We start from the raw sequence: 15,733 nt of genomic DNA, 5'->3' as shown, positions 1-15,733 counted from the left end.
ATCAGTGAGTAAGTGTGGTGCAAAAGGGAAACCCATTCAGTGGGCCTTTTAGGCCGAGGCCGGTAACATAGGCTTTCAGCCGCAGAGCAAACCACCAGTTCACACTGGTGGTTTTGATTTGAAGCTTAGCTAGTTCAAGGGCTTAAGCTATGAATTAGCAATTTAATCGAATAATTTTTTTGAAAAGTGGCATCTCCTATCCCTTAGTTTGTTGATTAATATAGGTAGAAGACTACTTTGTCGAATCCATAGCGAAAAAAACAGTTAGCCAACCCAATTTATTTTTAATTGAATCTATATTGCATTTTTCTAAGGGAGTCATGCAAAATAACAGTCTTTTTAACGTCTATGCTCGGAAACTGTAGTTTTATGCTCGAAAACTATGGATCTATGCTCGTTCACACGATTCTATGCTCGCACCCTGGCATTATGCTCGAAAATCACGATCTATGCTCGGAAACCGCGATTTATGCTCGGAAATCACGATCTATGCTCGGAAATCTGAGTTTATGCTCGGAAATCTGAGTTTATGCTCGGAAACTGATGTTCTATGCTCGCAACCCACGTTCTATGCTTGCAATCTATCGGCAACACAGTCCAGTCCCAATCGGTGGAGGATAAGGGAAGGTAGACTAAAACCAGCAAATCCCACCCACTGATTGAACTTTCACTTTATTAACAAGCTGCTAGTGAAGAAATTATGACAAAGAATAAGTACGAGTAGATGTTAGCAAATCAGTTTTGGTTATTTAATCTTATTAATAATGATTACAAATAACTATTTCAGTAAAATTTTTAATGTAAAAATGAGTCTAATAGACTAGTAGAGTTTTTTTATGAAATTTAGACACGAGAGTAGTAAGTTATACCTATGAGTATTTATTGGTTTTTTACTATTGCTTATTCAAAAACAATAAATTAAAATTATTTTCTCTAATGCCTTATGAAATGGTACAAAAGTACTCGGAGAGAATTATAATAAGACATATCTCGACAAAAAACAAGTTATACAACTGTAACATTTTTAATTTAGTTGACGCAATAAATTTAAAAAAGTAACATTAGTTAATGACTAGTAGCAAGTCCTAATACATATCTTAATCTATTATTAGCTAAGATTAATTAATATTTAAGGGGGAAGAAAAGTAAATAACCAATGAAACTATTATTAATAAAACGGTCTTCATTATTGTGTGATGGAATGATGGAATTGCTAAGACGCCAATTCCCGGATTGTGAAATCAGACATTGTAACGAAACGAATGAAGATGTACTCATTAGGTACGGCCAACAATCAGATTTAATTATCATCGATATTCAGATGCCTGTACCGCTTAAACAGTTAGCAAATTATTATCAATCCATTGATAAAAAAGTCATTGCATGGGTTGAAGATCTTCAAGATCCAAATCTAGCATCAATTTTCGAACTCGCTTTATCCGGTTATATTTATTATGATGTTAATGAAAAAATGTTAACAGAAGCAATATCGCGGATTCATGCAGGAAAACGATTTTTCCATCCTTTGTTAGCGGATTGTTTATTAGATATTTATGTTCGTTCACAGCATAAAGAACCGAATCCTCCACTTGATGTAATGTCGCAAAGAGAATGGGAAGTTTTACAGCTACTAGCCAAAGGTTACAGTAATATTAAAATAGCAAATGAATTATTTTTATCTGATAAGACGGTAAAAAATTATGTTAGTTCAATATTACAAAAGTTGAATGTACCAGATCGAACAAATGCCGTATTGTTGGCGTTAAAAAAACAATGGGTTCATTTATAATAAAAGGACAATCTTGAAGGGATAACCTATCGATATCTCTTCTTTATAAAAGATTGTTCTTTTTTTTTGAAAAGAATAATTTTTAAAAAATAGGTCATTTTAAGAATTATAGCAGGAAAACAGCTGTCATTTATTTTTTATTAAAGTCGATCGCTATTCTGTAGGGTCAAATCAATCTTAGATTAACTGACTGTAAGAGTTCACTTCAATTATCGAGGAAAATTGATCGGATGATAGGATCTGCTCAACAGTCAATAAAAGTCCGATTCGTTGATCTAACAAATGTTTTCGCTGGGACGAATAACCACCAATTACTTTGATGTGATGAGTAACCGCAAATCACTTTGTTGGGGCGAGTAACCGTAGTCCCAGTCAGCGAAGGCAAACACCAAGCTGATTGACGTTTTACTTTATTTACAATTGCTACGATTGGGGGTGTAGTTTTGAAAAAGATGCTAATTTTTATTTCGTTTGTTTTAATATTAGTGAGTTTACCGATTTTTAATGAAGAAGTTAGAGTAGATAATGATATTAGACGTCCATTTATTCCAGGTCGTGAACAGAATTTGTTTTAATCTAGCTCAAGTTTTGCCCTAAAGCCTAGGGTTCTTAGTGATACATTTTTTCAACATACTTAGTTGTTCTATCTCCCCTTCCTTTTCATAATCTAAAGCCGTATAATAAAATTTGATAGATAAAGGCTGAGAGGGGAGAACTTATTGATCAATAAACATTCACTTACTCCTATAAAGATGTTATTATTTAGCTTTCATGGAGCGAATACAATGGTAATAAGCTTTTTACCATTATTACTTACATATCGGGGTTTAAGTGGTCAAGAAATTGGCTGGGTCCTTGCTGTCGGTCCAGCAATCTCAATTTTTGCCCAACCATTTTGGGGATTTATAAGTGATAAATATCAAACGGTACGAAAGGTTTTACTTGCTACGTCGGTTGGTTTAGTGTTAAGCAGTTTAATTTTCTTTCAAATGAAGACACTTGTCTTCATTTTAGGGTTCGCTATTTTATTTTATTTTTTCCAATCAGCAATTAGTCCTTTGGCAGATAGCCTGACCCAGCGTAGAACGGAACAACTCGGGGGTTCCTTTGGCTCTGTCCGAATGTGGGGATCGATTGGTTTTGCAACTTGTTCTTTACTGGTAGGGCAGTTAATGAATTGGATCGGTATTCAATACTTAATTCTCCCTTATTTGTTTATGACTAGTATCGTTGTTCTTGTTAGTTTTCATATTGTAGATATTCAAATTGACAAGAAACAAGTCCGGTTATCTGATTTATTTAAATTAATTAAAGACCCAGCATTATTCTTTTATTTAGCTGCTCTTTTGTTAGTTTCGATTACCCATCGTACCAACGATAACTTTCTTGGTTTATACATTAGTGAGCTAGGTGGTCAAGATAATTTGATTGGTATTGCCTGGTTTGTTGGTGTTGTTAGCGAAGCGCTCGTGTTTGCTTTAGCTGGTAAATGGTTTAAGAAATACCACCCATTAGTTATTTTAACAGGTGCTGGTTTGATTTATGCATTAAGATGGTTTCTCTACGGATATGCGGTTCATCCAATCTTTGTTGTGTTTTTCCAGGTATTACATGGCTTTTCTTTTGGTATTTTTTATTTAACAGCATTTCAATATGTTACCCGCTTAATTCCTGAACAATTACAAGCTACTGGTCACCTCTTGTTTGCAACTGTTTTCTTTGGTATATCAGGTATTATTGGATCTTTGGGTGGTGGCTTTATTCTTGAATATTATGGCGGACATACATTGTATTTAACTATGGGAGTAATGGCTTTACTTGGTTCTTGTTTTATTTTGCTTTATCATATCATCATAAGGCATATATCAACAGCTATTCGTTGATAAATCTCTAATATACAGGGAGGTCTTAAGTTGGAAGAAGACGCAATTATGAAAGTTTGTTTATTAGCGGGGAAAATAATGTTGCAAAGCGGAGCAGAAACTTATCGGGTGGAAGATACGATGGTAAGGATTGCTCGGGCGTTTGGAATGGAGGATGCTCAAGCTTATGCAACTCCAACGGCCATCATGTTTGCTGTTGATATGACAACACCATCAAATTTTGTTCGAATTGACCAACGTGCAACAGATCTTCATAAGGTAACGAAAGTAAATGGGATTTCAAGATATATATCGGCGGGGGAGCTAACCCTTAGTGAAGCTAGAGAACAGTTGCTTCAAATTAATCAAGAAAGCATCGTCTTTCCAGTTTGGTTACAAATCCTTGCCGCTGCATTAGCAAGTGGTTGCTTTACGATTATGTTTCAAGGAACTTGGCGTGACTTTATTCCAGCTCTTATTGTTGGAGGAGCGGGTTATTATTTAATGATTTACTTTCACAAAATGTTAAAAATCCGATTTTTCGCTGAGTTTTTAGCTTCTGTACTGCTTGCTTTATTTGCTTATTTAATGGTGGTACTTAGCCTTGGTGTAGATATTGACAAGATTATTATTGGTTCAGTTATGCCACTAGTACCAGGCTTACTTATAACTAATGCGGTCCGTGACTTAATGGCGGGGCATTTAGTATCCGGCCTAACGAAAGGTGTTGAGGCGATCTTAACAGCCTTTGCAATTGGGGCTGGTGTTGCGATTGTGTTATTAGTTGTCTTTTAAAGATAGATGAGGTGATTTGATGATCATTGAACAATCAGTTGTAAGTTTTATTGCGGCGATGGGATTTGCTATCATTTTTAACGCTCCTCGCCAATCCCTATGGCAGTGTGGAACGGTTGGGATGTTTGGCTGGCTTGTTTATGTTAGCCTGGCCCGAATATTAGATGTTAATATTGTTATAGCCACATTAGTAGCGGCTATTGTGGTGGGCATTTACAGTCAAGTATTAGCAAAATGGTTCCGGACACCAATCATTATTTTCAATATTGCTGGAATAATTCCGTTAGTTCCAGGCGGTTTATCATATGATGCCATGTATTTTTTAGTAACAAATAATTATGACTTAGCTATTTCATCAGCAGCAACTGCAGCAATGATCTCCGGCGCAATTGCACTAGGCCTAATTGTTTCTGAGATTATTAATCAAATTATCCGAAATACAAACTGGAGAAAGTACCATAATGAATACGACCGCAAAGGCGTGACGCGGTAAAGTGAAACTTCACCCAGCAGGGGGGGTCTATCCCCGCTGGGTGTTAGTTGAACGAATCGGGCCTCTACTGACTGTAGATTCGATCGTTTCACTTCTATTACTAAAGTAGGGATTTTTTCGTTGGTTAAGACTAAACGAAGGATAGGCCAAGCTAATTCTTTGTCTGAATGAAATGGATTAGATAGGATAGTAATATAAGTGGAAGGAGGAAGATATAATGATTACATTAAAGAAAGACCAAGATAAGGTTCATGAAATAACAAATGATCGAGGAACAGTCCACTTGGCAACATCGAGCAATAGTGGCGTAGATGCTTTTGCACCGGGAGATTTCTTAAACAGTTCGATAGCGATCTGTATGGGGCTAACCCTAGATGCCCTTATTGAAAGGGACCAATTAGACATTCCTAGCTATTCTATTGAAATCTCTTCAACTAAGGCAGAAGATGCTCGACCATCAAGACTTGAAAAAATTGATGTAAAATTGACCTTTGATGCAGATCTTGATGAAAAAACAAAAAATCGATTAGCTAAATCGGCTAAAAGGGGCTGTACGATGGGGAATACCATCGAACATGGTGCGCCAATCAATGTTGTATATGAATAAAAGTGTTCAATCAATCGGTGTTAGGGTATAAATAAGCTCGAATAATTAAAAAGGGTGCTAGTTACGTCGTATTTGTAATTAGCACCCTTTTTCTATCATGAAAATTAGATGAGCTAATTTTTTTGTTGTAATGATGACGAAACCCTAAAGCCTTTTGTGGAAAAGCAGATGTTTGCTGGTGATGGTGGTGGAGAGAGCTATTTATGCAGAATTAAAAGCTGTCCTAGAAAAGCAGAATTAGAATTCTTTAGTGGGATCACTCATCTAACAAATCATTGATTCAAGAAGATGACTAGAATCATTTGGACTGACAGCCTATTACTTTTTGTAATACACTCACTCATTGGTGTATAAATATTCAATATGAACATATAGAATAAATATATATAAGTAGTTATTGAATAAAAATACAAGATAGAGTATAATAATTAATCAAAATAGTTATAGGGAGTGTATTGAAAAAATGAGGGTCGCAATTATCGGTGGATCGGGCTATGGTGCTGTGGAATTAGCAAGGCTATTAGAACAACATCCATCTGTTGAATTATCACAAATTATTTCTCACTCACAAGCAGGGGTGGCTTTTTCGGAAATTTACCCACAGATGGTGACGATTATCGATCAGGCTATGGTTGATTTTAACTTGGAGAAGTTATTAAATGATATTGATCTTGTATGCTTAGCAACTCCATCAGATGTCAGTCATAAATTGGTTCCTAAGATACTTGAATTAAAGATTAAGTGCATTGATTTATCAGGTGACTTTCGCTTAAATCATGCGGAGCTATATCAAGATTGGTATGGTTTTAAGACAAGTGCAGGAGAATATCTCCATCAGGCAGTGTATGGATTAAGCGAAATCTATCAAGACCAAATTGCCAATGCTCAGTTAGTTGCGAATCCAGGTTGTTTTCCAACAGCAATCTTACTTGCTTTAATACCAATTATAAAAACAGGAATAATTGCACTACATTCAATGATTATCGATGGAAAAACAGGGGTATCAGGTGCAGGACGAGGACTATCCTTAAATGTTCATTTTTCTGAAATGAATGAAAACCTCAAAGCATATCAACTAGGGAAGCATAAGCATATTCCAGAAATCGAACAAATATTATCTGAAAAGTCGAATGATTCAGTTAAAGTGAGCTTCACACCACATATTGTACCGATGACAAGAGGAATTATGACAACAATTTATACTGATTTAAAGCATGATGTCACGCAAGAAGAAGTTGAAGAGTTGTATGAGCAATTTTATCAAGAACATCCGTTTATTAGAATACGGAAAAAGGGGCAAGTACCTAGTACGAAAGAGGTTTATGGTAGTAATTATTGTGATATTGGCTTTCATGTTGATAAGAGAATGAAAAAGTTAATTATCGTTTCAGTTATTGATAATTTAGTGAAAGGGGCAGCTGGTCAAGCGGTTCAAAATTTAAATTTAATTGCTGGTTGGGAACAAGAAACAGGTTTGAAGAACATACCGATTTATCCATAAGGGGGATTAATGCAATGGGGATGGCTACAACAAAACAGGAGATCAAAAAACTCGATCATGGGGGTGTCTCATCACCTAAAGGATTTCGAGCAGGTGGACGACACTGTGGGATTCGTAAGGAAAAGCCTGATCTAGGCTGGTTAATATCAGATACACCCGCCGATGCTTTTGCTGTCTATACGACAAATAAGTTTCAAGCAGCACCATTAAAAGTAACTCAGGAAAGTTTAGCTATTGAGCATAAGCTACAAGCGTTAATTGTTAATTCAGGAATAGCTAATGCTTGTACTGGTGAACAAGGACTCCAAGATGCTTACCGAATGAGAGCTGAAATGGCAGATAAATTTAAACTTGCTAAACATCATGTGGCTGTAGCTTCAACAGGATTAATCGGGGATTTCCTGCCAATGGAGAAGTTAACGACTGGTATCTCCGCAATTAATCCAGAAGATAATTTAGGCCACTCATTTGAAACAGCTATTTTAACAACAGATACAAGAGAGAAAAAAATTGCTGTCCAGATTGAAATCGATGATCAAAAAGTAACGATTGGCGGTGCCGCTAAAGGATCAGGGATGATCAATCCTAATATGGCAACGATGTTAGGGTTTATAACGACAGATGCTAATGTTGAACCAGGTGCGCTAGAACAACAATTAAAACATCTGACGAATCAAACCTTTAATATGATTACTGTAGATGGGGATACAAGTACAAATGATATGGTGTTAGTAATGGCGAATGGCCAAGCGTCAAACCAACCACTTGAACCTAACCATCCACAATGGGAATTGTTCGCCAAAGCATTGGCGTTCATTTTTCAATATTTGGCGAAGGAAATTGCTCGTGATGGTGAAGGAGCAACGAAGCTAATTGAAGTACAAGTAGAGGGAACGAATACAGAAATTGAAGCGAGAAAAATAGCGAAAGCAATCATGGGTTCCAATTTAGTAAAAACAGCAATACATGGTGCGGATGCGAATTGGGGGCGAATTATTACGGCGATTGGTTATAGTGGTGTTGATATTATTCCGAGTCAAGTGTCCGTGAAAATAGGGGATATCCCAGTTGTCAAAAATGGTTTACCTGTTTTATTTGATGAGGAGAAAATGAAACTAAAATTGGCGGAAACTGAAATTGGAATTTTTGTTAAAGTAGGTGAATCCAATACAAAGGCATTGGGCTGGGGCTGCGATTTATCCTATGAATATGTCAGAATAAATGCCTTGTATCGAACGTAAGGAGTGGGATAATGAACTATTTAGTGATTAAATGTGGCGGAAGTATCATTGATGAGTTACCGAGCTCTTTCTTTAGTAACTTGGTTTTATTACAAAAGGAAAAAGACATCAAACCAATCATTGTACATGGTGGTGGTCCGATGATTACAAGGCATTTGAAACAAATGAATGTGAAAACAAGTTTTGTTAATGGTTTACGGGTCACAACAAAAGAGGTTTTAGATGTCGTTGAAATGGTCTTGAGTGGTTTGGTAAATAAAAATATCGTTCGAAAAATGATGAATGAGAAGGCGAAGGCAATTGGGATGAGTGGAGTAGATGGCCATCTACTTCGAGCGACACCAATTAAAGAAATTGATAAGTATGGCTATGTTGGAGATATCTCAGCTGTGAATATAGATTTGATTAAAATAATGCTTGAACAAAATTATATTCCAGTGATATCCCCAATTGCTATTGGTAAGGATGATCAGCATTATAATATTAATGCCGATGTCGCCGCATCAGCAATTGCTTCATCACTTCATGCACCACTTTGCTTTGTAAGTGATATTCCAGGGATTTGTGTGAATGATAAGGTACTTCATCTGGTTAATCAGACTAAAATTAAACAGTTAATAAATGAAGAAGTTATTTATGGTGGGATGATTCCAAAAGTACAGTCAGCACTTAAAGCACTAGAGTTAGGTGCAAGAGAAGTATCGATAGTCAATGGAATGGAAGATAATGCACTTTTGAATTTTATTAATGGTGAGCCAGTCGGTACGAAAATTCAATTAGGAGAGGTTAGTTATGTCTGATTTAATCAGTTCTGTCATGCCAACATATGCACGCTTTCCATTAACCCTAACGAAAGGGGAAGGTAGTTATGTTTGGGATGATCAAGGTAAGAAGTATTTAGATTATACTGCAGGTATTGCAACCTGTAACTTGGGTCACCGGCCAATTGAAGTTGAGACAGCTGTGAAAAATCAATTGAATCAGCTATGGCATTGTTCAAATCTCTATACTATTCCAAATCAAGAACAACTCGCTGATCTGCTAACGTCTCACAGTGCCTTTGATCAAGTTTATTTTAGTAATAGCGGGGCTGAAGCGAATGAGGCGGCAATAAAACTCGCACGTCGCTATGCACAAAAGGTGAAGAATATAGATCAATATGAAATTGTTACTTTTAAGCAATCCTTCCATGGTCGAACCTTAGCGACTTTATCTGCAACAGGTCAAGAAAAGGTTCAAGTTGGTTTTGCACCTAAAATGCCCGGTTTCCGATACTTGCCATTCAATGACATAACGGCATTGTCCCATTTAGTTAAGCCTGAGACATGTGCAGTCATGCTTGAACTAATCCAAGGTGAGGGAGGGGTTAATCCAGCAGATCAAGCTTGGATTGATCAACTAGTTTCTATTTGTCGTGAACATGACCTTTTAATGATCATTGATGAAATTCAAACAGGTATGGGAAGGACTGGCACTTTGTTTGCTTATCAGCAATATGGTTTCGAGCCAGATATAGTCACGCTAGCGAAGGGACTTGGCTCAGGTTTCCCGATTGGTGCTACTTTAGCTAAAGCGCATGTTGCGAAGGCCTTCACTGTTGGTGCACATGGGTCAACATTTGGGGGTAATCCATTAGCAACGGCTGCTGGACTTGCCACTTTCAAAGAAATCGTGGAACCTCATTTTCTAACAAGAGTCCAAAAAAAGATCGATTATTTTTGGCAACAACTTGAGCAGGTCTGTGCACAGGCAAAAGTGGTCGAAGAAGTACGTGGAAAGGGTTTTTTAATTGGTATTGAAGTGAAGGGGCAAGCATTGGATTATGTCAATCAAGCACGAGAAAAACATCAGCTTTTACTATTAGTTGCAGGTCCTAAAGTCATTCGTGTCTTACCCCCCTTAACTACATCACGAGCTGAAATGGATCAAGTGATTAATCATCTTTCACAATTATTGACTTAAAAATAAAGTGACCTTTTACTTTGCAAGGGGCTTGTTTCCCTCCACTGATTGAAGCTTCAATTTGCTAATGAAGTTAAGGCTTTACAAGCAATTATTCAGAGGTAAATGTGATAATTAAGTAGAAATCGATCTTAACTGTGATAAACTAGAAATTAAAGCTAGAATAATACTGATCATAAAATGATTAGCATGATATCATGGTTAGAAAAGGATGATTAAATTGGAAAAGACATTTAAGGCTTATCGGTTAGAAAAAGACAATCAACAAATCATCCGTGGTGTTCAGGAATTAACTGAAAGGGACTTGCCTGAGGGAGAAGTGTTAATTCGTGTTCGTTATTCAGGAGTGAATTATAAAGATGCAATGGCGAATATGTCGGAAAGTGCTATAATCAAAAACTACCCTGCAACACCAGGAATTGATCTTGCGGGAGAAGTTGTGGAATCCGTTGATGATCGTTTTGCTGAAGGGGATCAAGTTGTCGTGACAAGTTATGACCTTGGGGTAAGTCATGATGGTGGTTATAGCGAATATGCACGGGTTAAAGCGGAGTGGGTCATCCCTTTACCGGCTGGGCTTACATTAGAAGAGGCGATGATTATAGGTACGGCTGGTTTTACAGCTGCCCTATCTATTCATCAGTTGGAACAGCAAGGTCTCACTCAAAAGCAAGGTAAGGTTCTCGTCACGGGTGCCTCAGGTGGGGTTGGTAGTATGGCTACTGCCATGCTGGCTAATCTCGGTTACCAAGTGGAGGCGAGTACTGGAAAGCAAAAAGCACATGCATTTTTAAGAGAGTTAGGGGCAGAAACTATTATTGATCGTGAAGCGGTGGTAGGTGAGAAATTAAGAACACTGGATCGGCAAACTTGGTCTGGAGCAGTTGACCCTGTAGGGGGCGAGACACTTGCTGCGATTATTAGTAAATTAAAATACAATGGAGCAGTAGCGGTTAGTGGTTTAACAGGTGGGATTAAAGTTCCAACTTCAGTTTATCCATTTATATTGCGCGGTGTTCATTTAATTGGTATTGACTCTGTTTTTTGTCCAATGGAATTAAGAAAAAAAGTTTGGCACCGCCTATCAACTGATTTAAAATTAACTGATCAACAATTCAAAGTAATTAAACATCGTGTGATTACACTAGATCAGTTAGAAGAAACCTTACCAACATTGTTGGCAGATCAGTCCTTCGGGAGAATACTTGTAAAGATCTAATTTGGAAAACGGCTCTCATAAGGGTCGTTTTTTTTTTACTTTTCTTAAGCGAAACAATCAATATTTAGGATCAGAAAAGTCAAACCTTAAGAAAACTTCCCACCAAAAGTGGATGGGAAGTTGAATGGAAAAATATACACCGATCACTAGTTGTTTAATCATAAATAGAACTAAGCGGTTTTATCCTTTATAATTTAGATTACAATAAACTTAACGAATAAGAAGGTCAATCGGTTTATTTAAAAAAATCCTATTGATTAATTATTGATCTATTACTAAAAAAGTTATCGAAATGAAAAGATTTTACAAAAATAACTTGTATGGTTACTTGGATTAAATAACTTTTTTTATAAGCATTGAATTCAAAGGGATAAATCGAAGGCTTGATACAATAACAAATAAAATTAAATAAAAAAATTTATTAAAAAGTGAACTTAGATATTGAATGTACGTACGAATTATATTACTATATAAATATACTTATATATATCCGTACAAGAAAATGACAAATAGAAAGGTGTTGAAGATGTATGCTGGAAGCGTTGAAGGAAAAGGTGCTTAAAGCAAATCTAGACTTGCCTAAACATGGATTGGTAACGTTTACTTGGGGAAATGTGAGTGGTTTTGATAAAGAATCTGGGCTAGTAGTTATTAAACCGAGTGGTGTGCCTTATGATGATATGACGGTTAATGATCTTGTTGTAGTGGATCTGGATGGTCATGTTGTAGAAGGAAGTAAAAAACCATCTTCTGACACACCGACACATTTAGTTTTGTACAAAGCATTCCCGGGTATTGGTGGTGTCGTTCATACTCATTCTCCTTGGGCGACAAGCTGGGCTCAGGCAGGGCAGGATATACCTGCACTAGGGACAACACACGGAGATTACTTCTATGGTGATATTCCATGTACACGTCGCATGACGGTAGCTGAAATTAATGGTGATTATGAATTAGAAACGGGAAATGTTATCGTTGACACATTTAAAGACATAGACCCACATGCTATTCCTAGTGTTTTAGTCCATAGCCATGCACCATTTAACTGGGGGAAAGACCCTGAGGAAGCTGTGCATAATGCTGTCGTATTAGAGGAAGTTGCTAAAATGGCACTGAACACGTATCAAATCAATCCCAATGTTCAGACTATGCAACAAACGCTGCTAGATAAACATTATTTAAGAAAACATGGTAAGAACGCTTACTATGGCCAATAAGTTAGTGATGGATCAACATTTATCACTATCTTTTTAGAAAATTAATTATTGGAGGAATTAATATGATCAAAGTAAAACCTTATAAGTTTTGGTTCGTGACTGGGAGTCAGCCACTTTATGGACCAGAAACAATTTTGGAAGTAGAGGAGAACTCTAAAAAAATTGTTGCGAGTCTAAATGAATCAAATAAATTGCCGAATCAAATTGAATTTAAACAGGTAGCAACAACAGCAAAAGAAATACATGAATTAGCCTTAGCAGCAAATGCAAGTGAAGATTGTGCTGGTGTCATTACGTGGATGCACACGTTCTCACCTGCGAAATCTTGGATTGCCGGATTAAAAGCACTACAAACACCTTTATTACATTTCCATACGCAATTTAATCGTGATATTCCTTGGGAAACAATCGATATGGACTTTATGAATACAAACCAAGCAGCACATGGGGACCGTGAATACGGCTTTATTGGTACACGTTTAGGTCTAGGTCGTAAAGTTATCGTTGGTTACTGGCAAGACCAATCTGTTCTCAGCCAAATAGCAAGCTGGATGAAAACTGCGATTGGTGTTAAAGAAGGAACTAATATTCGTGTTGCTCGATTTGGTGACAATATGCGTAATGTGGCAGTAACAGATGGTGACAAAATTGAAGCCCAAATTAAATTTGGCTGGACAGTAGATTATTATGGGATTGGAGATCTTGTTGAAGAAATCAATCAAGTAAAAGATGAAGATCTTGAAAAACTTTACCAAGAATATGAGGAACTCTACGAGTTACCTGAGGAAGCAAGTCAACCAGGTGAAATTCGAGATTCAATTTTATATCAAGCAAAAGTTGAATTAGCATTGAAATCATTCTTAAGTAAAGGAAACTACAATGCCTTTACAACAAACTTTGAAGATCTACATGGCATGAAACAACTACCAGGTCTAGCAGCTCAACGTTTAATGGCTCAAGGATATGGTTTTGCAGGTGAAGGGGATTGGCGTACTGCTGCTTTGACTCGTTTGATGAAAATACTTGCAGACAATAAAGAAACTTCATTTATGGAGGATTATACCTATCATTTAGAACCGGGTCATGAAAGAATTCTAGGTTCGCATATGCTAGAGGTTTGCCCAACTATTTCAGCAAACAAACCGAAGATTATTGTTGAGCCATTAGGAATTGGTGATCGCGAAGATCCTGCTCGTCTTGTATTTGATGGTAAGGGTGGCGAAGCAATCAACGTATCACTTGTTGAAATGGGTGGCCGTTATCGTTTGATTATTAATGAAGTTAGAGCAGAACAACCAAATAAAGCAACGCCGAAGTTACCAGTAGCGAAAGCGCTTTGGGAGCCTAAACCTTCATTAGCTGAAGCGACAACAGCCTGGATTTACGCTGGTGGAGCTCACCATACTGTCTTATCATTCAAGGTCACAACTGAGCAACTTGTTGATTTTGCTGAGATGGTTGATATCGAGTGTGTTGTCATAGATGATGACTTAAATCTTCGTCAATTTAGAAATGAATTAAAATGGAACCAAGCTATTTTTCGTAAATAGTTGATAAGCGGAAATTAGGGCTATGGATAGCCCTAATTTCTTCAATGATTCATTAAATTAGTCGAAGTCATTAAAGTTATTTTATGCTTGGATTAAGTTAATGAGTGGTAATAGTTTAAATAGATTAACAATGGTACAATAGTAGTATTAGATAAAAATAAGTTAAGGGACGATGAGGTGTCACTAATGCAAACAAAATATGGCATTGTTAAACAAGCAATTAAGTCAAAAATATTGGATGGTACTTTTCAACCCCATCAAAAAATAAGTTCAGAAAGTGAACTGATGAAGCAATTTAATGTTAGCCGACATACGGTAAGATTAGCGGTTGGGGAACTTGTCAATCAAGGTTGGCTCTATCGTGAACAAGGAGCAGGGACTTTCTGCGCAGATAGATCAAAGGAAAATATTAATAAGTCGATTAAGGATCAAAAAAATATTGCAATGATTACGACTTATATTTCTGATTATATTTTCCCTTCTATTATTAGGGGTGCTGAGTCCTATTTAAGTAAACATGGTTACCATGTTAGTTTATTCAGTACGAATAATGATCATGAAAATGAGCGCCATTTTTTAGAGAGAATCTTAACACAACATTTCGATGGCGTCATTGTAGAGCCGACAAGAAGTGCGGTTAGCAACCCAAATATTAATTATTATTTAAATTTGGAGCGGCAGGGTATTCCTTACATTATGATTAATGCTTATTATGATGAATTAGAACCACTTAGCTTGACAGTTGATGATGAAAAGGGTGGTTTTATTCAGACTGAGCATTTAATTGAATTAGGTCATGATAATATTGTTGGCTTCTTTAAGAACGATGATGGTCAGGGGCCTAAGCGAATGAAGGGTTATTTGAAAGCGCATAGAAGAAACAGTATTGCACTGAATCCCAATAATATTATAACTTACAAAACAGAAGATAAATATCATCATCCGAAAAGGGAACTTACAAAACTATTAGATTTACCAGAAAAGGATAGGCCGACTGCTATCGTTTGTTACAATGATGAATTAGCAATTGCCCTTCTTGATGTGATTAGAGAAAGGAATCTTCAGGTTCCAGAAGATATTTCGATTATTGGGTTTGACGACTCTTTTCTAGCACAAGTATCTGAAGTTAAATTAACAACTGTTAAACATCCGCAAAGCAAACTTGGCGAGGCAGCTGGTGAGATGATTCTTAATATTGTTAAAAGTTCAAGTGGTCATCCACAGAAAACTAAAGAAACATTTGAGCCTGTTATTTTTGAACCAGAGTTAGTCATTCGTAACTCTACAGCAAAACCAAAAAATGCTTAAATAAATACCGTAATAACACTGTTGTTACGGTTTTTTTGTTCGCCCAGCATGGGCGAACGCTAACGGGTGGAAGTCCCTAGTGCGACCTAATAGCGGTAAGCACATAGCTAAAGGCAAGGGTGTCCATGGTGACGTGGAATCTGAAGGAAGCCCTAAGCAAACCTCTGGTCTGACGAACAGAAACCATAT

At 36.9% G+C, this 15,733-nt stretch carries 14 protein-coding genes; all 14 read left to right on the top strand.

The genetic code is table 11. The annotated features are described in order from the left end of the window. The first annotated feature begins 1,156 nt into the window (after window positions 1-1,156). The 14 genes from KQI76_RS10755 (at window position 1,157) to KQI76_RS10695 (ending at window position 15,544) form a co-directional block, all read left to right on the top strand. The gene (locus tag KQI76_RS10755; protein WP_216400299.1) at window positions 1,157-1,789 is read left to right on the top strand and encodes a response regulator transcription factor; all 633 of its coding nucleotides are present in this window, start codon (window positions 1,157-1,159) and stop codon (window positions 1,787-1,789) included. Window positions 1,790-2,232: 443 nt separating this feature from the next. After that, on the top strand, window positions 2,233-2,364 hold the full coding sequence (locus KQI76_RS11905; protein ID WP_256443067.1) for a hypothetical protein: 132 nt from the start codon (window positions 2,233-2,235) through the stop codon (window positions 2,362-2,364). Between the two features lie 177 nt (window positions 2,365-2,541). Next, complete coding sequence (locus KQI76_RS10750) at window positions 2,542-3,672, top strand: MFS transporter (protein WP_216400303.1); 1,131 nt, start codon at window positions 2,542-2,544, stop codon at window positions 3,670-3,672. Window positions 3,673-3,720: 48 nt separating this feature from the next. After that, window positions 3,721-4,446, top strand: a complete 726-nt coding sequence (locus KQI76_RS10745; protein ID WP_216400302.1) for a threonine/serine exporter family protein — start codon at window positions 3,721-3,723, stop codon at window positions 4,444-4,446. A 19-nt stretch (window positions 4,447-4,465) separates the two neighbouring features. Beyond that, a complete protein-coding gene (locus KQI76_RS10740; protein WP_216400298.1) occupies window positions 4,466-4,939 on the top strand; it encodes a threonine/serine exporter family protein in 474 nt (157 codons plus the stop codon). A gap of 217 nt (window positions 4,940-5,156) precedes the next feature. Then, window positions 5,157-5,546, top strand: a complete 390-nt coding sequence (locus tag KQI76_RS10735) for an OsmC family protein (protein ID WP_216400297.1) — start codon at window positions 5,157-5,159, stop codon at window positions 5,544-5,546. Between the two features lie 463 nt (window positions 5,547-6,009). Continuing rightward, a complete protein-coding gene (argC, locus tag KQI76_RS10730; RefSeq protein WP_216400296.1) occupies window positions 6,010-7,047 on the top strand; it encodes an N-acetyl-gamma-glutamyl-phosphate reductase in 1,038 nt (345 codons plus the stop codon). Between the two features lie 14 nt (window positions 7,048-7,061). Further along, on the top strand, window positions 7,062-8,288 hold the full coding sequence (gene argJ, locus KQI76_RS10725) for a bifunctional glutamate N-acetyltransferase/amino-acid acetyltransferase ArgJ (RefSeq protein ID WP_305853372.1): 1,227 nt from the start codon (window positions 7,062-7,064) through the stop codon (window positions 8,286-8,288). Window positions 8,289-8,299: 11 nt separating this feature from the next. Further along, entirely contained in the window at window positions 8,300-9,088 is a 789-nt protein-coding gene (argB, locus tag KQI76_RS10720; protein WP_216400295.1) for an acetylglutamate kinase, read from the top strand. Next, window positions 9,081-10,250, top strand: coding sequence for an acetylornithine transaminase (locus KQI76_RS10715; RefSeq protein ID WP_216400294.1), 1,170 nt, complete (start codon window positions 9,081-9,083; stop codon window positions 10,248-10,250). The genes argB and KQI76_RS10715 overlap by 8 nt, the downstream gene beginning before the upstream one ends. A gap of 220 nt (window positions 10,251-10,470) precedes the next feature. Beyond that, on the top strand, window positions 10,471-11,469 hold the full coding sequence (locus KQI76_RS10710) for an acrylyl-CoA reductase family protein (protein WP_216400293.1): 999 nt from the start codon (window positions 10,471-10,473) through the stop codon (window positions 11,467-11,469). Between the two features lie 530 nt (window positions 11,470-11,999). Then, window positions 12,000-12,686 (top strand): L-ribulose-5-phosphate 4-epimerase, encoded by a 687-nt coding sequence (araD, locus tag KQI76_RS10705; protein WP_305853371.1) that lies wholly within the window; start codon window positions 12,000-12,002, stop codon window positions 12,684-12,686. 62 nt (window positions 12,687-12,748) lie between these two features. After that, window positions 12,749-14,236, top strand: coding sequence for an L-arabinose isomerase (araA, locus tag KQI76_RS10700; protein WP_216400292.1), 1,488 nt, complete (start codon window positions 12,749-12,751; stop codon window positions 14,234-14,236). 186 nt (window positions 14,237-14,422) lie between these two features. Further along, on the top strand, window positions 14,423-15,544 hold the full coding sequence (locus tag KQI76_RS10695; RefSeq protein ID WP_216400291.1) for a GntR family transcriptional regulator: 1,122 nt from the start codon (window positions 14,423-14,425) through the stop codon (window positions 15,542-15,544). Window positions 15,545-15,733 lie beyond the last annotated feature (189 nt).

It is taken from the genome of Amphibacillus sp. MSJ-3 (assembly GCF_018919165.1).
GTDB lineage: Bacteria > Bacillota > Bacilli > Bacillales > Amphibacillaceae > Amphibacillus.
This window is presented reverse-complemented; position numbering and strand designations above follow the sequence as displayed.